General features: G+C 43.3%; 1 protein-coding gene. It reads left to right on the forward strand.

Annotated elements, in window-relative coordinates; genetic code table 11:
* The first annotated feature begins 2 nt into the window (after window positions 1–2).
* Entirely contained in the window at window positions 3–887 is an 885-nt protein-coding gene (xerD, locus tag A3735_RS24380) for a site-specific tyrosine recombinase XerD (protein WP_068510830.1), read from the forward strand.
* Window positions 888–1,173 lie beyond the last annotated feature (286 nt).

Here is a 1,173-nt window from a genome sequence, read left to right on the forward strand (position 1 = left end):
TGATGACGTATACAGAGCGTTTTCTTGACACTTTGTGGCTAGAGAATGGGCTAAGTGACAATAGCTTGTCTGCTTACCGATCCGATTTAAAGCAATTTGCTTCGTGGCTCCATAAAAAGCGCACTTTAGAGCTACATCAGGCTGGCGAAAGTGATATCTATGATTATCTATCGGACTGCTTGGAAAGAGGGCTTAAGTCTTCGTCCAGTTCACGCTTATTATCCTGTTTAAGGCGCTTCTACCGCTTTCTAGTGCGCGAAAACATAATCGCCATAGACCCAACACTCAATATAGATAACCCCAAGTTGCCGCGTATGCTGCCCAGTTCTCTTACTGAAGCAGAGGTTGAGAAGTTATTGGCGGCTCCGGACGTTTCTGAGGTGCTTGGCTTGCGTGATAGGGCAATGTTAGAGGTTATGTATGGCTCCGGCCTAAGGGTGTCAGAATTGGTATCCCTGAATTTTGAGCAACTAAATGTCCAGCAAGGCTTAATTCGTTTATTTGGAAAGGGTGGTAAGGAGCGTTTGGTTCCTGTGGGGGAGCCGACCTTGGATTGGCTGGACGAATACTTGTCGAAAGCCAGGCCAGAGCTAGCGGGCTCATCTGGGTGTCACGTCATCTTCCCAAGTTCTCGATCACAGCAAATGACAAGGCAAACATTCTGGCATCGAATTAAAAAGTATGCGATTGAGTCCGGTATTAACAAAAAATTATCACCTCATACCTTAAGACATGCTTTCGCAACTCATCTCTTGAATCATGGTGCAGACTTGCGTGTTGTACAGCTATTACTGGGGCATGGAAATTTGTCAACAACTCAGATTTACACTCATATAGCTAAACAGCGCTTATACGATTTACATCAAGATTTTCATCCTAGAGCCTAGTACTACATAACAAAATGTTAACGATAAGTTCTTGTAGATGAACTTAATTCCGTTTAGCTTGTCATACAAATAATGTTCAATTAAAAAACGGCTTGGTTTTTTGCCAAGCCTTACATAGGTTTTAATTATAGAGGTTTGTATGCGTTTAGTTCGGTATATTATCTGTCTAAGTCTGCTGTTTTCGCTCACGGCGAATGCTGATGAGGCTCAGGTTCGAAAAAGCTTATCCGAGGCAATGCCGGGTTTGAAATTGAGCTCGGTCGAGATGAGTGAGATTGTTGGTATG

The organism is Oleiphilus sp. HI0061 (genome assembly GCF_001635675.1).